Raw genomic sequence first — 19,385 nt, forward strand, 5'->3', positions numbered from 1 at the left:
CTCTCCTCACTTCGATGCGGCGACGGGCGGCGCCGCGGGCGGCGTGCCCGCGACCGCGGATGCCGCCATGACCTCCACCGGCAACCCCAAGGAGTCAAGCTGGGGCTTCACCTTCGCCGCCTCGCCGACGACCACCCAGACGAAGCGCGACGGGTCGATCGCCGCCTTGGTCGCCGCGGTCACCTGCGGCAGCGTCAGCGCGCGATATTTCTGCGTGATCGTGGCGTAATAATCGTCGGGCCGGCCGTACAGGTCGTTCGACTGCATCGCGTCGAGCACGTTGTCCGACGTCTCGAACTCGCCCGAGAGCGAGCGCGTGCCGCCGTTGACCGCGCGCTCGAACTCGGCCTGGGTCATCGGCTGCGACGTGAGATATCGTGCGATGTCGCCGCGCAGCGCCGCGAGCGCGGGGCCGGTCTGGTCGGCCTGCACCGGGGCCGAGATCACATAGGGTGCGGCGAAGGCGTTGCGGCTGTAATTGCCGCCGACGCCATAGGACCAATGCTTGTCCTCGCGCAGGTCCATGTTCAGCCGGCCGAGGAAGCTGCCGCCGAGCGCGTCGTTGCCGACCTCGAGCGGGAGCAGGTCGTCGGTGCCCTTGAGGCCGGTCTGCACGCCGCCCGCGATCAGCGACTGCGGGCTGTCGGGGCGATCGATCACGACGATGCGGGGGCTGACCGACGTGACGCGGGCCGGGAAGGTCTTCGTGCCCGCGGCGCCGTCGGCGCGCCAGTCGCCGAAGCGCGTCTCCATCACCTGCCGCACCTCGGCGAGCGGCCGGTCGGAGACGACGAAGATCTTCGCCTTGTCGGGGCGCAGCCAGGCCTGGCGGAAAGCGAGCAGGTCGGCGCGCGTCAGCGAGGCGACCGCCGCCGGGTCGCCCGAGCCCTGCGCCTTGGCGTAGGGCGAGCCGGGCGAGACCAGCTTGGGCAGCACGCGCCGCGCCAGCCCGTTGGGGCTGGTCAGCTCCTGCGCGATCGAGGTGAGCTGCTGCGTCTTGACGCGCCCCAGCTCGGCCTCGGCGAAGGAGGGCTCGCGCGCGATGCTGGCCCATAGCGCCGCGCCCGCGCTCAGATTGGAACTCGGCACGCGCAACCCCAGCGTCGTCCGGTCGGCACTGCTGCCGCTGGAGATCGCCGCGCCCAGCCGCTCGCGCGCCTCGGCGATCTGGATCGAGTTCAGCTCGCGCGTGCCCTCGTCCATCATCGCGAGCGTCAGCTGCTGGGTGCCGAGCTTGTCGGCCACGTCGGCGGCCACGCCCGCGTCGAAGCTGAGCACCGCCTGGGTGATCGGCACCGCGGTGCGCTGCGCGTAGACCAGCTCGATCCCGTTCGAGAGCCGCGCGCGCTCCACCTTGGGGAAGCTGAGCGCGCCGATCTGGCCGACATCGGGCAGCGGGCCGCGGGTGCCCTTGGGCGGCTGCTCGGGCGCGTCCTTCACCGGCGCGGGGGGCGGCACCTTGCTCTCGGCATAAGCGTCGCGCTGGCCATCGACGATCTGGAGCGAATAGGCCGGTCGGGTGAGCCACTTGGCCGCGGCGGCGCGGACACTCGCCGGGGTCTGGGCGGCCAGCGCGGCGAGCTGCTTCTTGTAGAAGCCGGGGTCGTCCGAGTAGAGCGCGCCCTCGGCGAGGGCCACCGCCTTGCCGCCGAAGCCGCCGACCGCCTCCAGCCCGCCGATGCGCGACGAGACGGTGCTGGTAACGTAGCGGGCTACCTCGTCGGCGCTCGGCCCGTTCCTGACGAAATCGGCGACGAGCTGGTCCATCCGCGCCTGCACCTGCGCCGCGTCGACGCCCGGCCTCACGATCGCGATCAGCTGGAACGTGCCGACCTGCGCGAAGCTCTCATATTCCGCCGACGCCTGCACCGCGAGCTTCTCGCCCTTGACCAGCACGTTGTCGAAGCGCGAGCTGGCCAGGCCGCCGAGCACGCCGGCGGCGACCTCCAGCGCCGGCGCGTCGCGGTCGTTGAGGCCGGGGACCGCCCATTCCTTCATCACCAGCGTGGCGGCGACGCGGTCCTTCATGATCTCGCTCGCCTTGCCCGGCAGCGACGAGGGCACCGGCGCGGGCGGCGCGACGCTCTTCGGCCCCGCGGCGATCGCGCCGAAATATTTCTCAACCTTGACGCGCGCGGTGGCGAGGTCGACGTCCCCGGCGAGCACTAGCACCGCGTTGTTGGGGCCGTAGTGGCTGCGGAACCACTCCTTCACGTCGGCGAGGCTGGCGGCGTCGAGGTCCGCCATCGAGCCGATCGTGGTGTGGCCGTAAGGGTGGCTGGCGGGGAACAGCCCCTCGGTCGCCTTGTAGCGCAGCAGGCCGTAGGGCTGGTTGTCGCCCTGGCGCTTCTCGTTCTGGACGACGCCGCGCTGCTCGTCGAGCACGCTCTGCGTGATCGCGCCGGTGAGATAGCCCATGCGGTCCGACTCGAGGAACAGCGCGCGGTCGAGCGCGGCGGTCGGCACCGTCTCGAAGTAATTGGTGCGATCGAAATAGGTGGTGCCGTTGAAGTCCGTCGCGCCGACCTGCTGGAGCGGCTCGAAGAAGTCCCCCGGCGCATTCTCGCTGCCGTTGAACATCAGATGCTCGAACAGATGCGCGAAGCCGGTCTTGCCCTGCGGCTCGTGCTTGGAGCCGACGTCATACCACACGCTGACCGCGACGATCGGCGCCTTGCGATCGGTGTGGACGATCACCCGCAGCCCGTTCTTGAGCGTGAACTGCTGGTACGGGATGTCGATCGCCTTGACGAGCTCGGACACCGGTGCCGCGGCGGGCAATCTGGTGGCCGTCTGGGCACGCGCGGGAGCAGAGAGGACCGCCAGCGCCGCGCCGGCGGCCAGGAACGCACGATAGGTCAACGGATGATGCTCCCGCGGGATGGTGTCGGCGGCGACCATAGCGGGCCGGCGACCGCCCGCAAGCGCCCGCCCCAGCAACATGACGACACAGAAATTGACTGCGCCGGCAATAGTTGCTAAGGCAACGGAATGTCATTCTACAACCGTGACAATTTCATGCCCGACGACTCGGTCGGCTATCTGATCAAGCGGTGCAACCAGCTCAACCTGGCGCTGCTCGATCGGATCTTCACCGAGGAGGAGCTGACCGCGTCGCAATGGTCGACCTTGCTCACCATCCACCTCGACTCGGAGGCGACCTGCGCCTCGTTGGCGCGCGACCTCGCCTATGACAAAGGCGCGATGACGCGGCTGATCGACGTGCTCGAGGCGCGCGGTCTGGTAGAGCGCGCGCGCAGCGAGGACGACCGCCGCGTCGTCAACCTGTCGCTGACCGACGCCGGACGCGAGGCCGCGATGCGCTGCCGCGACAAGGCGATCGACTGCTGGAACCGTCATCTCGCCGACTGGGGCAACGAGGAGGTCGAGCGATTCCTCGGCCAGCTCCGCAAGCTGCGCAGCACGCTGGAGGATACCGACGCATGCGCCGACTGATCCCGCTCACCGCCGCGCTGCTGGCCAGCGCCTGCGCGGTCCCCGGCTCGCCGCCGGTCACGATGGCCAAGACCGCGCCCGACCTCGCGCTCGCCGGTCCGTCGGTGACGCTCGCGCCCGACTGGTGGAGCGCGATCGGTGACCCGCAGCTGGATCGCGTCGTCGCCGACGCGCTCGCGGGCAACCCCTCGCTCGACGCTGCCGCGGCGCGCGTCCGCCAGGCCGAGGCTGCACTGGCGCGGCAGGACGCCGAGCTGCGCCCCGACGCCGCGCTCGACGTCAACGTCCAGGGCCAGCGCTTGTCGAGCAACTATATCATCCCGCCGCCCTTCGCCGGCACGGTGCGCGCGCTCGGCACCGGCCAGGCCGGGCTCAACTGGAACCTCGACCTGTTCGGGCGGCAGAAGGCAGCGATCGCGGGTGCCGCCGCGCAGCTCCAGGCGGCGGAATATGACCGCGCCGCGGCGCGACTGATGCTCGCCGGCGCGGTGGTGCAGAGCTATGTCGAGCTGGCGCGCGCCGAGCGCCAGGCGACGATCGCGCAGCGCACCATCGCGACGCGCGAGCAGTCGCTCGGGCTGGTCCAGGTGCGCGAGCAGAACCGCCTCGCCAGCCGCATCGACATCACCGCGGCGCAGACGCTCGTGTCGCAGGCGCAGCTGGCGCTGGTGCAGGCGCAGGGCGCGCGCGCGCTCGCCGCCGACGCGCTGGCGGCGCTGGCGGGGCGCGGCGGCGACTATGCCCGCGCGCTCCAGCCGACCCGTCTCGCCGCCGACGCCGCGCTGCCGGTGCCCGCGACCCTGCCCGCGGACCTGCTCGCGCGCCGACCCGACGTCGCCGCGGCACAGGCGCGGATCGCCGCCGCCGCCGCGCAGCGCCAGGTCGCTCGTCGCGCCTTCTATCCCAACATCAACCTCTCCGCGCTGGTCGGGCTGCAGGCGATCGGCTTCGGCAATTTCCTCGACCTGTCGTCGGGCATCGCGGGGGGCGGTGCGGCGATCCATCTCCCGCTGTTCGACAGCGGGCGGCGCACCGCCGAGCTGCGCGGCGCCACCGCCGCCGTCGACGTCGCCACCGCGCAGTACAATGAGTCGGTGGTCGCCGCCGCGCGCGACGCCGCCGACGCGATCGCGCGCGTCCAGGTCGCCGACGCCGCGCGCGTGCGCCAGCGCGAGGTGGTGACCGGGCTGGCCGAGACCAACCGACTCAACGGCGTGCGCGTGCAGAGCGGGCTGTCGAGCCGGCTCGACCTGGTCAACACCGACATCCGCCTGCTCGACGCCGAGCTGGCCGACGCCAATCTCGCGATCGACTCGCTCGCGGCGCGCGCGCAGCTCGCCACCGCGCTCGGCGGCGGCTTCACGCCGCCCACGCCGATCACGCCCCTTCCCGCCACCGGCGCCCAGGACCTGTCCCGATGACCGACACCGCCGCCCCCACGCCGTCGCCCGCCCCGACGCCCGCACCCACGCCCACGCCCACGCCCACGGGTAAGCCGAGAGCGCGCCGCCGCGCCTTCCTGATCCTCGGCGCGGTGCTGCTGGTCGTGCTGGTCATCTGGGCGATCATGCACTTCTTCTTCGCGCCGCCGGAGGAGGAGACCGACGACGCCTATGTCGCGGGCGACGTCGTCGCGATCACCGCGCGCGACCCCGGTACGGTGACGCAGCTCCACGCCGACAACACCCAGTCGGTCACCGCGGGGCAGCCGCTGATCGACCTCGACCCCACCACCGCCGACGTCAACGTCGCCGCGGCCGGCGCCGAGCTGGCGCGCGCGGTGCGCTCGACCCGCGCCGATTTCACACGCGTGGGCCAGTCCGACGCCGCGATCGTCCAGGCCGAGGCCGAGCTCAACCGCGCGCGCGACGACTACGCGCGCCGCCGCGGCGCCGCGCAGCAGGGCGCGATCTCGGGCGAGGAGCTGAGCCACGCCGCCGACGCGGTGAAGGTGGCGACCGCCAACCTGCGGCTCGCGCGCGAGCAGCGCCGGCAGGCGCAGAGCACCGTCCAGGGCACCGACATCGACACCAGCCCCGCGGTGCTCGCCGCGATCGCCAATTATCGCCGCGCCGCGGTCGCGCGCGGCCACATGCACGTGATCGCGCCGATCGCGGGCGTGGTGGCGCAGCGCACCGTCCAGGTCGGCCAGCAGGTCAACGCGGGCACGCCGCTGATGGCGATCGTGCCGCTCGACCGGCTGTGGGTCGACGCCAACTTCCGCGAGACCCAGCTCAAGGACCTGCGTATCGGCCAGCCGGTCAAGCTGACCGCGGACATGTACGGGGGTGATCTCGCCTATCACGGTCGCGTGATCGGGCTCGCCGCCGGCAGCGGCAACGCCTTCGCGCTGCTGCCGCCGCAGAACGCGAGCGGCAACTGGATCAAGATCGTCCAGCGCGTGCCCGTGCGGATCGCGCTCGACCCGCGCGAGCTGCGCGCCAACCCGCTGCGCGTGGGCCTGTCGGTCACCGCGACCGTCGACACCGCCGACCAGCGCGGCGCGCGGCTCGCGCAGGCCGCGGCGGTGCCCTATCGCGGCGACACCAACGTCGGGACCGACCCGAAGGTCGAGGCGGAGATCCGCCGCATCGTGGCGGCCAACCGGTGAGCGGCGTCGCGGAGCGGCTCGGCACGGTGACCGCGCTGCTGTTCCCCCATCCGTCCACGCCGGCGGACGCCGGGATCCAGGTGGGGGACCTCGGCGTCGCTCACCGACGTCACCCGACTGGACCCCGGCGTTCGCCGGGGTGGCAGGTGGGGGAAGCGGTCCTCTATCCCCTCTCGCGAACGGACCCTTACCATGGCTAGCGCCGCGCCGCAGGAGCAGGCGCCGCTCACCGGCGTCCAGCTCGGCGTCACCGCCTTCGCGCTGGCGCTCGGCACCTTCATGATGGTGCTCGACAGCACGATCGCCAACGTCTCGCTCCCGACGATCGCGGGCAACCTCGGCGTGTCGAGCGACAATTCCACCTGGGTGGTCACCGCCTTCGCGGTCGCCAACGGCGTGGCGGTGCCGCTCACCGGCTGGCTGATGCGGCGCTTCGGCGTGGTGCGCGTCTTCTGCACCTCGGTGGTGCTGTTCACCATCGCCTCCTTCCTGTGCGGGGTGGCGTGGGACCTGCCCTCGCTGATCATCTTCCGGGTTCTCCAGGGCGCCGTCTCGGGGCCGATGATGCCCGGCAGCCAGGCGCTGCTGATCTCGATCTTCCCGCACGACAAACGCTCCACCGCGCTCGGAATCTGGTCGATGACCACGCTGGTCGCGCCGATCATGGGACCGATCCTCGGCGGCTACATCTCCGACAATTACCACTGGTCGTGGATCTTTCTGATCAACGTCCCCTTCGGCGTCGTCACCGCGTTGGTCTGCTGGTTCAACCTGCGCAGCCGCGAGACGCCGACGATGAAGCTGCCGATCGACACGGTCGGGCTCGGGCTGCTGGTGCTGTGGGTCGGTTCGCTCCAGGTGATGCTCGACCTCGGCAAGAACGCGGACTGGTTCAACGACCCGCTGATCGTGGTGCTGACGCTCACCGCCGCGGTCGGCTTCGTCGCCTGGGTGATCTGGGAGCTGACCGACGCCAACCCGACGGTCGACCTCACGCTCTTCGCCCGGCGCAACTTCTGGATCGGCAACCTCTGCTTCTCGCTCGGCTACGCGGTGTTCTTCGCCAACATCCTGATCCTGCCGCTGTGGTTGCAGACCCAGCTGGGCTATACCGCGACCTGGGCCGGGCTGGTGGCGGCGCCGAGCGGCGTGGTGGCGGTGCTGCTGACGCCGCTGGTGGCGCGGCTGTCGGGCAAGGTCGACGCGCGCGTGATCGCCACGGTCGCCTTCGGCGGCTTCGCGATCAGCTATTGGATGCGATCGGGCTATACCGCGCAGGCGACCTTCGGCGACCTGGTGCTGCCGCTCCTCGTCCAGGGCGTGTCGATGAGCACCTTCTTCCTGGCGATGCTGACGATCTCGCTCGACAAGATCCCGCCGCAGCGGTTGCCCTCGGCGACCGGCATCTCGAACTTCTGCCGCATCACCGCGGGCGGGTTCGCGGCCTCGCTGATCTCGACCGCGTGGGACCGGCGCGAGGCGCTCCACCAGAGCCGTCTCGCCGAGGCGATCGGCAACGGCATGCCGTATCAGCTGGCGGCCGAGCAGATGAGCCGCATGGGCATGAGCGCGCAGCAGGCCGCCGCGGCGGTCACGCGCCAGATGGTCGGGCAGGCGTACCTGCTCGCCTCGGTCGACCTGTTCCGCCTGTCGGCGTGGCTCGCGGCGGGGCTGGTCCTGCTGGTGTGGACCTGCCGCCGGCCCAGTGCGCCATCGGGGCCGGTCGCGGCCGACTGAGGGGACGGACTGCCGCACAGGCTTGTTCGCCGCGTCTTCGCTCCCTTTCCCCCCCGGCGTCCGCCGGGGCGGTAGTGAGCGCGGGACGGTTGGCCCCGCCCCCTCCCGCGCGCTAAGACGCAGGAATGACCGACTTCGCCGCCACCCGCGCGCTGTTCCACCTGCCGCCGGGCGTGATCTACCTCGACGGCAACTCGCTCGGCCCGCTGCCGCTCGCGGCCGAGGCGCGCGCCGCCGCGGTGATCCGCGAGCAATGGGGCGAGCGGCTGATCCGCGGCTGGAACGACGCCGGCTGGATGGCGCTGCCAACGCGCGTCGGCGACCGTATCGCGCGGCTGATCGGCGCACCCGCGGGCAGCGTGATCACCGGCGACACGCTCTCGATCAAGCTGTTCCAGGCGCTCGCCGCGGCGCTCGCGCTCCGCCCCGACCGCCGCGTGGTGCTGAGCGACAGCGGCAATTTCCCGAGCGACCTCTATATCGCCCAGTCGCTGCTCGACTCGCTCGGCCGGGGCCATGAGCTGCGCGTCGTCGCGCCCGAGGCAGTGGCGAACGCGATCGACGATGGCGTGGCGGTGACGATGCTGACCGAGGTCGACTATCGCACCGGCCGCCTCCACGACATGCGCGCACTCACCGCCCGCGCGCACGCCGCCGGCGCGATCGCTCTATGGGACCTGGCGCACTCCGCCGGCGCGCTGCCGGTGGATCTCGCCGGCGCGGACGCGGACTTAGCGGTCGGCTGCACCTATAAATATCTCAACGGCGGTCCGGGCGCCCCCGCCTTCCTCTATCTCGCGCCGCGTCACGCCGAGACCGCGCGGCCGATCCTGAGCGGCTGGCTCGGCCATCGCGCGCCCTTCGCCTTCGAGCGCGACTATACGCCCGCGCCGGGTGTCGAGCGGATGCGCGTCGGGACCCCGCCGGTGATCGCCCTGTCCGTGCTCGACGCCGCGCTCGACGCCTGGGAGGGGGTCGACATGACCGACCTGCGCGCCGCCTCGATCCACCTCTCGCAGCACTTCATCGCCGAGGCGGAGGCGCGCTGCCCGCAGCTCGCGCTCGCCTCGCCGCGCGACCCGCACGCGCGCGGCAGCCAGGTGAGCTTCGCGCATCCCCAGGCCTATGCCGTGATGCAGGCGCTGATCGCGCGGGGGGTGATCGGCGACGTGCGCGCCCCCGACCTGCTGCGCTTCGGCTTCACGCCACTGTACCTCGGCGAGGAGGAGGTGGTGCGCGCCGTCGACATCCTCGCCGACATCCTCGCCACCGACGCCTGGGACCGCCCCGAGCATCACGCCCGCGCCGCGGTGACCTGATGGGCGAGCATCACGACGCCGAGCTGAACTTCGCCGAGCGCATGGGCTACGGCGACTATCTCGCGCTCGACCGCGTGCTCGACGCACAGCACCCGCTGAGCGACGCGCACGACGAGCTGCTGTTCATCATCCAGCACCAGACCAGCGAGCTGTGGATGAAGCTGGCGGTGCACGAGCTGGAGAGCGCGCGTGACGCGATCCTGGCCGACCGGCTACCGCAGGCGTTCAAGCTGCTCGCGCGGGTGGCGCGGATCCTCGAGCAGCTCAACGGCGCCTGGGACGTGCTGCGCACGATGACGCCGTCCGACTACACCAGCTTCCGCGACGCGCTCGGCCAGTCGTCCGGGTTCCAGTCGTGGCAGTATCGCGCGGTGGAGTATCTGTGTGGCAACCGCGTGGCGGCGACGCTCGGGCCGCACCGCCACCGCGCGCCGACGCTGGCGCGGCTGGAAGCGATCCTCGCCGCGCCGAGCATCTACGACGCCGCGCTGACCCGTCTCCACGCCGCCGGGCTGCTCGCCGACCCGGCGCGCGACTGGCGCGCGCCGCATGTCGCCAGCGAGGCGGTGGTGGCGGCCTGGGAGCAGGTGTATCGCGTGCCCGAGACGCGCTGGCCGCTCTACGAGCTGGCGGAGAAGCTCGTCGACCTGGAAGATTATTTCCGGCGCTGGCGATTCAACCATGTCACCACGGTGGAGCGCGTGATCGGGCTGAAGCGCGGCACCGGCGGCACCGCGGGCGCGTCCTATCTGCGCAAGATGCTCGAGGTCGAGCTGTTTCCCGAGCTGTGGCAGGTGCGCACGCGGCTGTGAGCGGTGCCACCGACGCTTCTCTTCCTCCCCGGCGGACGCCGGGGTCCAGGTGGGGCACGCCGGTGAGACCCACGACCGCCTTCCCAACTGGACCCCGGCGTCCGCCGGGATGGTCGAGAGCGGCGGGCCGGCGGGGGCGCCGTCGGAGGGGATGCGCTCCGGCCGGTTCCGTCCTACGCCCGCGGCAACCAGAACGAAGGTCGCGCCCATGAGACTCCCGCTGCTCGCCTCCACCGCCCTCCTCCTCGCCGCCCCCGCGCTGGCGCAACAGGGCCCTGCCACCGCCCCCGGTGCGGTGCCGCTCGGCCAGCTCCCCGATGTCGCGCGACCGAGCGCCTATCGCATCGACCTCACCGTCCGCCCCGAGCGGGAGCGCTTCACCGGCCACGCCGAGATCGACGCTGACCTGACGCGCCCCGCGCCCTCGCTCTACCTCCACGGCAACGGTCTCGCCGTGGGCAAGGCGGTCGCCCGCGTCGGCGGCCGCAGCGTCGCCGCGCGCTACACCCAGGTCGACGCCTCGGGCGTGGCGCGCCTCGACTTCGCCGCGCCGCTCCCCGCGGGGCGCGTCACCCTCGCCTTCGACTATGACGCGCCCTTCATGACCGGCGCCGAGGGCCTGTACCGCGCCAAGGTCGGTGACGATTGGTACGCCTGGACGCAGATGGAGCCGATCGACGCGCGGCGCATGTTCCCCGGCTTCGACGAGCCCGGCTTCAAGACACCCTTCACGCTCACCGTCACCGCGGCGAGCGGGCAGAAGGTGTTCGCCAACACGCCCGAGACCGCCGCCACACCCGGCGGCGCCGGGCTGACACGGCACGTCTTCGCGCCCTCCAGGCCGCTGCCGACCTATCTGGTCGCGATCGCGGTCGGGCCGTTCGACGTCGTGCCCGGCGACGCGCCCGCCAACGCGGTGCGCACCGCCGCGCTGCCCTATCGCGCGATCGCCACCAAGGGCCAGGCCGAGCGACTGCGGCTCGCCGCCACCGAGGGCCCCAAGATCCTCGCGCTGCACGAGCGCTATTTCGGCATCCCCTACCCCTATGAGAAGCTCGACCAGATCGCCGGCCCGGTGATGAGCGGCGCGATGGAGAATGCCGGGCTGGTCAGCTACAACGACACGCTTCTGCTGCTCGACCCCGACGCGCCCGCGTCGCAGCGGCGCGGCTTCGGCACGGTGGTGGCGCACGAGCTGGCGCACCAGTGGTTCGGCGACCTCGTCACGCCCAAGTGGTGGACCGACATCTGGCTCAACGAGAGCTTCGCCGAATGGGCCGGGAACCGCGTCGGCGAGATCTGGCAGCCCGGGCTCGGCACCGACGTGGCGCAGCTCGCCGAGGCCTTCGCGGCGATGGACACCGACAGCCGCGCGGTCGGTCGCCCGATCCGCCAGGAGATCACGCGCAACGACCAGATCGCCAGCGCCTTCGACTCGATCACCTACCAGAAGGGCGGGCAGGTGCTGAACATGGTGGAGCGCTACCTCGGCGCGGAGAAGTTCCGTCGTGGCGTGCAGTTCCACCTGCGGCGCTTCCGCTACGCCAACGCCGCCGCGGACGACTTCTTCGAGTCGATGGCGACCGGATCGGGTGATCCCGGCATCGTCCCGGTGTTCCGCAGCTTCGTCACGCAGACCGGCGTACCCGTGATCCGCATCCGCGCCGAAGGGGCAGGACGCTGGCAGCTGAGCCAGCAGCGCTATCGCCCGATCGGCGTCGCCGCGCAGCGAGCGCCGCAGACATGGACAGTGCCGGTCTGCGCGCGCCAGGGCGAGACGCGCAGCTGCACGCTGCTCAGCGACGCCGCGGGGACGCTGACCTTGCGCGGCAGCGGCCTGGCGGTGCCGAACGCCGACGGCGCGGGCTATTGGCGCTATAGCCTCGACGACGCCGGCTGGACGGCGCTGCTCGCCGCCGCCGACACCCTGCCCGCGCGCGAGGCGATGGCGGCGGCGGACAGCCTCTGGGCCGATTTCCTCGCGGGCAACGCCAGCTTCGCGCGCGTGATCGCGGGGGCGCGCGCCTTCGCCGCGCATCGCGAGCGCAGCGCCACGCTGCAGCTGCCGCAGGCGATCGCGCAGGTCGAGCAGCTCGATCTCTCGCCCGCCGCGACCCAGGGGCTGCGCCGCCTAGCGGGCGAGCTGTCGCTGCCGCGGCTGCGCGCGCTCGGCGCGGTGTCGTTCGCGCCCGGCGCCTATGCCGGCGAGGAGACCGGCCAGGGCCTGCTGCGGCAGAACTTGGTCGACTATGCCGCGCAGACCGCGCGCGACGCTGCGCTTCGTTCGCAGCTCGCCGCGGCGGCCGAGGGCGCGATCGCGGCGACGCCGCGGCCGGTCGATCCGTCCTATCGCGAGCTGGCGTTCGCGGTGGCGGTGGAGGACCGCGGCGTGGCCTTCATGGACCGGCTGCGTGACTCGCTGGCGGCGAGCGGCGACCCGCTGTTCCGCTCGCACGCGGTGCGCGCGCTGGGGCACGCCACCAGCGCCGCCGAGGTCGCGCGCGCGCTCGAGCTGACGCGCGACCCGGCGCTGCAGTCGACCGAGCGGCTGACGCTGATGACCCGGCTCGCCGACCAGCCGCTCGGTCGGGACGCGCTGCTGGCGCTGTTCACGCGCGACTTCGACGGCGCGATCGCGGGCGTGCCCGCTTTCGCGCGCGCGCGCGTCCCGACCATGTTCGGCGGCTATTGCAGCGCGGACAAGGCCGACGCGGTCGAGGCGCTGTTCCGCCCGCGGCTGGCGACGCTCGGCGGCGGCGCGCTGGAGCTGAGCCAGGCGCTCGGCGCGATCCGCCAGTGCGTCGCGCTACGCGCGGCGAAGCGCGCGGAGGTGGAGGCGGCGCTGCGGTGAGGAGGAGCGGCGATCCGTCTGGTCCGTTCCCGTGACGCCTCCCTGCTCCTAGGAGAGGGTCAAGGTGAGACGTCATCAAGCCGGATCGCGAAGAGCGTCTCCCCTTCAGGGGAGGGGTTCGGGTGGGGCGCTTCCTCGGACGGCACGTTCGTGGAGAGCCTCCACCCCTGTCCCCCTCCTCTGACGGGAGGGGTGATCCTGCACCGTGATCGAGCCGTGATGACGAGGGGGATAGACCCTTCGTCGCGCCGGCCCCCATGACGCACGATAGGGCCCTACGCCTCCCGCAGCATCCGGATGATGCCGGAGAAATCCTCGGCGCCGTGCCCGCCCTCGCTGAACGCGCGGTACAGGTCGCGCGCGTGCGCGCCGAGCGGCAGCGTCGCGCCGCCGTCCCCCGCCGCGGCCATCGCCAGTTCCAGGTCCTTGAGCATCAGCGCGCCCGCGAAGCCGCCGCGATAGTCATTGTCCGCGGGCGACGACGGGCCGACCCCCGGCAGGGGGCAGTAGCTCGTCATCGACCAGCTCTGCGCGGTCGCCTTGCTGGCGATGTCGTAGAACACCTGCGGGTCGAGCCCGAGCCGCTCGGCGAGCACGAAGCCCTCGCAGGTCGCGATCATCGTCGCGCCCAGGATGAGGTTGTTGCACAGCTTGGCGGCCTGGCCGGTGCCGCTCGCACCGGCGTGGATCACCGCCTTGCCCATCGCCTCGAGGAAGAGCCGCGCGCGCTCGAACGACTCCGCCGGGCCGCCGACCATGAAGGTCAGCGTGCCCGCGGTCGCCGCCGCGATCCCACCCGAGACGGGCGAGTCGACCGCGGCGACGCCGCGCGCGCGCGCCTGCTCGGCGACCGCGCGCGCGGTGGCGACGTCGATCGTCGAACAGTCGATCAGGATCGTCGCGGCGTCGACCAGCGGCAGTATCTCGTCGTAGACCTGGGCGACGTGACGCCCCGCCGGCAGCATGGTGACGACCGCCTCGGCGCCCTCGACCGCCGCCGCGGCGCCGTCGGCGGCGAGGCAGCCGGCGGCCTCGGCGCGTGCCAGCGCCTCCGCGGACAGGTCGTAGGCGCGCACGTCATGGCCGTGCTTCGCCAGATTGGCGGCCATCCCGCCGCCCATGTTGCCCAGCCCGATGAACGCGACCCGTGCCATATTGCCTCTCCTTCTCGCCGGGGCTTCTCGCCCATCCGTTCGCCTCGAGTAGCCGTCGAGCTTGTCGAGACCGCGTGTCGAGAGGTCAGCGGCGCGCGACCCTCTCGTCCCGTGATCTCGACAGGCTCGATCACGGCGCGAGGCGAACGGACGGGGTCAGCACCAATTTATCGCCCGCTCCACTGCCCCGCCCGTTTCTCGACGAAGGCCGCCATCCCCTCCTTCTGGTCGGCGGTGCCGAACAGAGCGTGGAACAGCCGGCGCTCGAACTGGACACCCTGCGCCAGCGTCGTCTCGAACGCGGCGTTGACCATCTCCTTGTTCGCGATCGCGGCGAGCGGCGCCATCTCGGCGATCGTCGCGGCGGTGCGCAGCGCCTCGTCGAGCAGCTCGGCCGCGGGCACGACCCGGCTGACCAGCCCCGCGCGCTCGGCCTCCGCGGCGTCGATCATCCGGCCGGTGAGCACCATCTCCATCGCCTTGGCCTTGCCGACCGCGCGCGCCAGCCGCTGCGAGCCCCCCATGCCCGGCGAGACGCCCAGCTTGATCTCGGGCTGGCCGAACTTGGCCGTGTCCGCCGCCAGGATGACATCGCACATCATCGCCAGCTCGCACCCGCCGCCCAGCGCATAGCCCGCGACCGCCGCGATCAGCGGCTTGCGCGTGCGCGTCAGCTGCTCGTAGCCCGCGAAGTGATCGCTCGCGTACATGTCGGCGAAGCCCTGCCCCGCCATCTCCTTGATGTCGGCGCCGGCGGCGAAGGCGCGCTCGCTGCCGGTGAGGACGGCGCAGCGCTGGGCCGGGTCGGCGTCATAGTCGGCGAGCGCGGATAGCAGCTCAGCGAGCACCTGCGCGTTGAGCGCGTTGAGCGCCTTGGGGCGGTTGAGCGTCAGCAGCGTCACCGCGCCGCGTCGCTCGACCAGGATCGTCTCATAGTTCATATGCGGTCCCTCAATCGTGCGGTGTCCATGCCTCGGCCTCGGGCAGCGGCGCGAAGATCTGGTCGATGACATGGTCGCTGACCGCCTCGGGCGTGGCGGGGTCCCAGCGCGGGGCGTTGTCCTTGTCGACGATCACCGCGCGCACCCCCTCGAGGAAGTCGTGGCGCTGCACCACGCGCGTGGCGACCGCATATTCCTGCCGCATCTCGTCGGCGAAGTCGGCCATGCGCGCGCCGTCCTTCAGCAGCTTGAGCGAGACCTTCATCGTCTGCGGCGACTTGGTGCGCAGCGTCTCCAGCGTCGCGCGCGCGAACTCGCCGCCGTCCGCCTCCAGCGCGGCGACCACCTGCTCGACCTGGTCCGAGGCGAACAGCCGGTCGATCGACTCGCGCTGGTCGAGCAGCGCGGCGGGGCCGGGCTCGACGTGCGCCGCGTCGAGGATCGCGCGCGCCTCGCCGGGACGCCGGGCGATCTCGCGCTTGACGCCGTCCAGCCGCGCGCTCTCGACATAGTGCGTCGCCAGGCCGAGCGCGTGGCACGCCGCGCCGTCGACGCGCGCGCCGGTGAGCGCGAGATACTGGCCGACCCGCCCCGGCAACCGCGAGAGATACCAGCCGCCGCCGACGTCGGGGAACAGGCCGATCCCGGTCTCGGGCATCGCCAGCCGGGTGTTCTCGGTCGCGACGCGGTAGCGACACGGCTGCGACAGCCCGACCCCGCCGCCCATCGTCACCCCGTCCATGAACGCCACCACGTCCTTGGCATAGGTGAACAGCCGGTGGTTCATCCGATACTCGACGTGGAAGAAGGCGCGCGCGGCGCTGCCATCGCCCGCACCGCTGTCGGCGAGCAGGCGGATGTCACCGCCGGCGCAGAAGCCGCGGCCCTCGGCATGGTCGATCGTGATGCAGCGGATCGAGTCGTCGCCGCGCCAGCGCTCGAGCGAGTCGAGGACGGCGGCGCACATCTCGGCGGTGAGCGCGTGGAGCGCCCTGGGTCGGTTCAGCCGCAGCCGCGCGACGCCGCCCTCGGTCTCGACGATGAGGTCGGTCATACGATCCTCCCCGGCACGGGGAGGGGGACCGCGACGCGACGCGGCGTGGTGGAGGGGCCTCTCCGCGAACACTGCTGGTCGTAGAGGGAGGTGAGCGAACGTCCCGTTCGGGGAAGCCCCCCTCCACCACCAGCCTGCGGCTGGCGGTCCCCCTCCCCGTGCCGGGGAGGCTTTGGCGCCCGCCCCCTCATTGCCGGGTCAGCTCGCGGCCGATGATCATGCGCATCACCTGGTTGGTTCCCTCCAGGATCGAGTGGACGCGCAGGTCACGCCAGAAACGCTCGATCGGATAGTCCTTGAGATAGCCGTAGCCGCCGTGGAGCTGGAGCGCGCGGTCGACGATCGACGAGCCGTTGTCGGTCGCCAGCCGCTTCGCCATCGCCGAGAAGCGCGACTTGTCGGGCGCGTCCGCGGTCACCTTGGCGGCGGCCAGGTAGAGGAGCGCGCGGGCCGCCTCCAGGTCGGTCGCCATGTCGGCGAGCGTGAACTGCGTGTTCTGGAAGTCGGCGATCGGCTGGCCGAACTGCTGGCGCTCGCGCGCGTAGCGGATCGACTCGTCGAGGCAGCGCTGCGCCCCGCCGAGCGAGCAGGCACCGATGTTGAGCCGCCCGCCGTCGAGCCCCGCCATCGCGATGCGGAAACCCTCGCCCTCGCCGCCGACGAGATTGGCGGCGGGCACGCGGCAGTCCTCGAAGATCACCTGCGCGGTCGGCGAGGCGTTCCAACCGAGCTTGCGCTCCGGCGCGCCGAAGGACAGGCCGGGCGTGCCCTTCTCGACCACGATCGCGCTGATGCCGCGGCTCTTCTCCTCACCGGTCCGAACCATGCAGACGTAGAGGTCGTTGTAGCCCGCGCCCGAGATGAACTGCTTGGTGCCGTTGAGCACATATTCGTCGCCATCCCGCCGCGCGTTCGTCTTCAGCGCCGCCGCGTCCGATCCCGAGCCGGGCTCGGTGAGGCAGTAGCTGCCGATCGTCTCCATCGTGACGAGGCCGGGCAGAAAACGCCCCTTGATCTCGGCCGAGCCGAAGCGGTCGATCATCCACGCGACCATATTGTGGATCGAGATGAACGCGCTGGTGGCGGGGCAGCCATAGGCCATCGCCTCCATCACCAGCGCCGCCTCCAGCCGGCCGAGCGCGATGCCGCCCGCGGCCTCGCTGACGTAGATCGCGCCGAAGCCGAGCTCGCCCGCCGCCTTCCACACGTCGACGGGATAATGATGTCGCTCGTCCCACTCGGCCGCGTGCGGCGTGATGCGGTCGGCGGTGAAGCGGCGCGCGAGCTCCTGGATCTCGCGCTGCTCGCCCGTGAGGTCGAACTGGGGGGTGGGGTCGAACTGGTCGGTCATGTCCTGCCTCGCGGTCAGCAGCGCCGGTAGCGCTGGACGGTGGGAGCCTCGGTGCGGACGAGGATGGTGCCGCCCTGCTCCAGCGTGAAGCGATCGCGCCGCTCCCACGAGGAGGCGCCCGCGCCGTCGAAGCGGAGGTCGGCCACCACCTCATAGGGCGAGCGCTGCTCCAGCCGCTGCACGCGCGCCTTGGCCTCGTGGAAGCGGATCGTGTCGGCGTCGACGTTGATCCTCCCGGTCGCGTTCGTGTTGGCGAGCTGGCAGTCGTCGTAGCTGATGCCCCAATAGCCGAGGAAGTCGTTCGGGAAGGCACGTGCGCGCGCCGCGGTCTGGCTCGGCGCGGCGATCGGCACGCCGGCGCGCGCGGTGGTGGCGACGCCGTTCTGCGCCGCGGCGCGCTCGATCGCGGCCTGGGCGCGCGCCTCGTCCTCGGGCACCTCGTGGCGGTTGTAGTCCGCCGCCTCGGGCGAGCAGGCGGCGAGCACCGCCGCCAGCCCCGCCGTCACCGCCATCCGTCCGCTCAGCCGCATCGAGTCACCCCATCGTCGGGATCACGAACGCGTCCTGCACGCGCGAGGGTCCACCGTCCTCACTCCCGCTCGGCAGGGCCGAGCCGTCGGGCCAGCGCTGCGTCACGGTCTTCACCTTGGTCCAGAAGCGCACGCCCTCGGTGCCGTGCTGGTTGACGTCGCCGAAGGCAGAGCGCTTCCAGCCGCCGAAGGTGTGATAGGCGACCGGCACCGGGATCGGCACGTTGATGCCGACCATCCCGACGTTGACTCGCGCGGCGAACTCGCGCGCGGCATGACCGTTGCGCGTGAAGATCGCGACGCCGTTGCCGTACTGATGCTCGCTCGGGAGCCGCACCGCGGCCTCGAAATCGGGCGCACGGACGATCTGCAACACCGGGCCGAAGATCTCCTCCTGATAGGAGCGCATCCCCGGGGTGACCCGATCGAGCAGGGTCGGGCCGACGAAGAAGCCCTGCTCGTGACCCTGGAGGGTGAAGCCGCGGCCGTCGACGACCAGCTCGGCGCCCTCGTCGACCGCGGTGCCGATCCAGTCCTCGACGCGCTTCTTGTGCGCGGCGTTCACCAACGGGCCGTAATGCGCCTCGGCGTCGGTCGAGACGCCCACGCGCAGCGCGCGGATCGCCGGCACCAGTTTGTCGCGGAGGCGATCGGCGGTCTGCTCGCCCACCGGCACCACGACCGGCAGCGCCATGCAGCGCTCGCCCGCCGAGCCGAAGGCGGCGCCGGCGAGATCGGCGACGACCTGGTCGAGGTCGGCGTCGGGCATGACGATGCCGTGGTTCTTCGCCCCGCCCATCGCCTGGACCCGCTTGCCCGCCTCGACGCCGCGGCGGTAGACGTGATGCGCGATGTCCGACGAGCCGACGAAGCTCACCGCCGCGATCGCGGGATGGTCGAGGATCGCGTCGACCATCTCCTTGTCGCCGTGGACGACCTGGAGGATGCCCTCGGGCGCGCCGGCCTCCAGCATCAGCTCGGCGAGACGCACCGGCACGCTCGGGTCGCGCTCGGACGGCTTGAGGATGAAAGCGTTGCCGCAGGCGATCGCGACGCCGAACATCCACATCGGGATCATCGCGGGGAAGTTGAACGGCGTGATGCCCGCCCCGATGCCGAGCGGCTGGCGCATCGAGTAGACGTCGATCCCGGGGCCGGCGCCCTGGGTATACTCGCCCTTCAGCACGTGCGGGATCCCGCACGCGAACTCGATCACCTCGAGCCCGCGCTGGATGTCGCCGCGCGAGTCGGCCAGCACCTTGCCGTGCTCGGACGAGAGCAGCCGCGCCAGCGAGTCCATCTCGCGCTCGACCAGCTCCTTGTAGCGGAACATCACGCGCGCGCGGCGCTGCGGGTTGGTCGCCGCCCAGCCCGGCTGCGCCGCCTGCGCCGCGGCCACCGCGCGGTCGAGGTCGGCCGCGGTGCCGAGCGTCACGCGCGCCTGCACCTGGCCGGTGTTGGGATCGAAGACGTCCCCGCCACGCGCCCCGCTCGACGAGCCGCCACCGCCGCCCGCGGTCGCTGTCGCGCCGGCGATATGATGGTCGATGGTGCGCATCGCCTCTCCTC

Annotated in this window: 14 protein-coding genes; 7 read left to right on the forward strand and 7 right to left on the reverse strand. The window is 72.0% G+C overall.

The window, feature by feature from the left end; translation table 11 throughout:
- Positions 1 to 6 precede the first annotated feature (6 nt).
- On the reverse strand, positions 7 to 2,901 hold the full coding sequence (locus KZ813_RS07445) for a M16 family metallopeptidase (protein WP_444547597.1): 2,895 nt from the start codon (positions 2,899 to 2,901) through the stop codon (positions 7 to 9).
- Positions 2,902 to 2,991: 90 nt separating this feature from the next.
- Here KZ813_RS07445 and KZ813_RS07450 point away from each other — a divergent pair, with 90 nt between their 5' ends.
- From KZ813_RS07450 to KZ813_RS07480, 7 genes are all read left to right on the forward strand, one after another.
- On the forward strand, positions 2,992 to 3,456 hold the full coding sequence (locus tag KZ813_RS07450) for a MarR family winged helix-turn-helix transcriptional regulator (RefSeq protein WP_219754347.1): 465 nt from the start codon (positions 2,992 to 2,994) through the stop codon (positions 3,454 to 3,456).
- Positions 3,444 to 4,877, forward strand: coding sequence for an efflux transporter outer membrane subunit (locus KZ813_RS07455; RefSeq protein ID WP_219754348.1), 1,434 nt, complete (start codon positions 3,444 to 3,446; stop codon positions 4,875 to 4,877). Before KZ813_RS07450 ends, KZ813_RS07455 begins: the two co-directional genes overlap by 13 nt.
- Positions 4,874 to 6,067: an HlyD family secretion protein gene (locus tag KZ813_RS07460; RefSeq protein WP_219754349.1), complete on the forward strand. Its 1,194-nt coding sequence runs from the start codon at positions 4,874 to 4,876 to the stop codon at positions 6,065 to 6,067. Before KZ813_RS07455 ends, KZ813_RS07460 begins: the two co-directional genes overlap by 4 nt.
- 192 nt (positions 6,068 to 6,259) lie before the next feature.
- Positions 6,260 to 7,804, forward strand: a complete 1,545-nt coding sequence (locus KZ813_RS07465; RefSeq protein WP_219754350.1) for a DHA2 family efflux MFS transporter permease subunit — start codon at positions 6,260 to 6,262, stop codon at positions 7,802 to 7,804.
- A gap of 125 nt (positions 7,805 to 7,929) precedes the next feature.
- The gene (gene kynU / locus KZ813_RS07470) at positions 7,930 to 9,123 is read left to right on the forward strand and encodes a kynureninase (protein ID WP_219754351.1); all 1,194 of its coding nucleotides are present in this window, start codon (positions 7,930 to 7,932) and stop codon (positions 9,121 to 9,123) included.
- Positions 9,123 to 9,935, forward strand: a complete 813-nt coding sequence (locus tag KZ813_RS07475; protein WP_219754352.1) for a tryptophan 2,3-dioxygenase — start codon at positions 9,123 to 9,125, stop codon at positions 9,933 to 9,935. Before kynU ends, KZ813_RS07475 begins: the two co-directional genes overlap by 1 nt.
- Before the next feature lie 208 nt (positions 9,936 to 10,143).
- On the forward strand, positions 10,144 to 12,786 hold the full coding sequence (locus KZ813_RS07480; protein ID WP_219754353.1) for a M1 family metallopeptidase: 2,643 nt from the start codon (positions 10,144 to 10,146) through the stop codon (positions 12,784 to 12,786).
- A 275-nt stretch (positions 12,787 to 13,061) separates the two neighbouring features.
- Here the strand turns inward: KZ813_RS07480 and mmsB are convergent, their stop codons facing one another.
- The 6 genes from mmsB to KZ813_RS07510 all read right to left on the reverse strand — a co-directional run bounded on the left by mmsB (position 13,062) and on the right by KZ813_RS07510 (position 19,374).
- A complete protein-coding gene (mmsB, locus tag KZ813_RS07485; protein ID WP_219754354.1) occupies positions 13,062 to 13,940 on the reverse strand; it encodes a 3-hydroxyisobutyrate dehydrogenase in 879 nt (292 codons plus the stop codon).
- Positions 13,941 to 14,107: 167 nt separating this feature from the next.
- The gene (locus KZ813_RS07490; RefSeq protein WP_219754355.1) at positions 14,108 to 14,881 is read right to left on the reverse strand and encodes an enoyl-CoA hydratase; all 774 of its coding nucleotides are present in this window, start codon (positions 14,879 to 14,881) and stop codon (positions 14,108 to 14,110) included.
- 10 nt (positions 14,882 to 14,891) lie between these two features.
- Positions 14,892 to 15,935 carry an enoyl-CoA hydratase/isomerase family protein gene (locus KZ813_RS07495; RefSeq protein WP_219754356.1) on the reverse strand — a complete coding sequence of 348 codons (1,044 nt, stop codon included), beginning with the start codon at positions 15,933 to 15,935 and terminating at the stop codon, positions 14,892 to 14,894.
- A 187-nt stretch (positions 15,936 to 16,122) separates the two neighbouring features.
- Positions 16,123 to 17,286 carry an acyl-CoA dehydrogenase family protein gene (locus tag KZ813_RS07500; RefSeq protein WP_219754357.1) on the reverse strand — a complete coding sequence of 388 codons (1,164 nt, stop codon included), beginning with the start codon at positions 17,284 to 17,286 and terminating at the stop codon, positions 16,123 to 16,125.
- Positions 17,287 to 17,300: 14 nt separating this feature from the next.
- Positions 17,301 to 17,816 carry a hypothetical protein gene (locus tag KZ813_RS07505; protein ID WP_219754358.1) on the reverse strand — a complete coding sequence of 172 codons (516 nt, stop codon included), beginning with the start codon at positions 17,814 to 17,816 and terminating at the stop codon, positions 17,301 to 17,303.
- 4 nt (positions 17,817 to 17,820) lie between these two features.
- Complete coding sequence (locus KZ813_RS07510) at positions 17,821 to 19,374, reverse strand: CoA-acylating methylmalonate-semialdehyde dehydrogenase (protein WP_219754359.1); 1,554 nt, start codon at positions 19,372 to 19,374, stop codon at positions 17,821 to 17,823.
- Between the last annotated feature and the right edge of the window lie 11 nt (positions 19,375 to 19,385).

The organism is Sphingomonas folli (genome assembly GCF_019429525.1).
Lineage (GTDB): Bacteria > Pseudomonadota > Alphaproteobacteria > Sphingomonadales > Sphingomonadaceae > Sphingomonas > Sphingomonas folii.

Excerpts from the sequence above, each read along its gene's own strand:
- KZ813_RS07445 (WP_444547597.1), bottom strand. The coding sequence starts at position 2,901 with ATGGTCGCCGCCGACACCATCCCGCGGGAGCATCATCCGTTGACCTAT.
- KZ813_RS07450 (WP_219754347.1), top strand. The coding sequence starts at position 2,992 with ATGTCATTCTACAACCGTGACAATTTCATGCCCGACGACTCGGTCGGC.
- KZ813_RS07455 (WP_219754348.1), top strand. The coding sequence starts at position 3,444 with ATGCGCCGACTGATCCCGCTCACCGCCGCGCTGCTGGCCAGCGCCTGC.
- KZ813_RS07460 (WP_219754349.1), top strand. The coding sequence starts at position 4,874 with ATGACCGACACCGCCGCCCCCACGCCGTCGCCCGCCCCGACGCCCGCA.
- KZ813_RS07465 (WP_219754350.1), top strand. The coding sequence starts at position 6,260 with ATGGCTAGCGCCGCGCCGCAGGAGCAGGCGCCGCTCACCGGCGTCCAG.
- kynU (WP_219754351.1), top strand. The coding sequence starts at position 7,930 with ATGACCGACTTCGCCGCCACCCGCGCGCTGTTCCACCTGCCGCCGGGC.
- KZ813_RS07475 (WP_219754352.1), top strand. The coding sequence starts at position 9,123 with ATGGGCGAGCATCACGACGCCGAGCTGAACTTCGCCGAGCGCATGGGC.
- KZ813_RS07480 (WP_219754353.1), top strand. The coding sequence starts at position 10,144 with ATGAGACTCCCGCTGCTCGCCTCCACCGCCCTCCTCCTCGCCGCCCCC.
- mmsB (WP_219754354.1), bottom strand. The coding sequence starts at position 13,940 with ATGGCACGGGTCGCGTTCATCGGGCTGGGCAACATGGGCGGCGGGATG.
- KZ813_RS07490 (WP_219754355.1), bottom strand. The coding sequence starts at position 14,881 with ATGAACTATGAGACGATCCTGGTCGAGCGACGCGGCGCGGTGACGCTG.
- KZ813_RS07495 (WP_219754356.1), bottom strand. The coding sequence starts at position 15,935 with ATGACCGACCTCATCGTCGAGACCGAGGGCGGCGTCGCGCGGCTGCGG.
- KZ813_RS07500 (WP_219754357.1), bottom strand. The coding sequence starts at position 17,286 with ATGACCGACCAGTTCGACCCCACCCCCCAGTTCGACCTCACGGGCGAG.
- KZ813_RS07505 (WP_219754358.1), bottom strand. The coding sequence starts at position 17,816 with ATGCGGCTGAGCGGACGGATGGCGGTGACGGCGGGGCTGGCGGCGGTG.
- KZ813_RS07510 (WP_219754359.1), bottom strand. The coding sequence starts at position 19,374 with ATGCGCACCATCGACCATCATATCGCCGGCGCGACAGCGACCGCGGGC.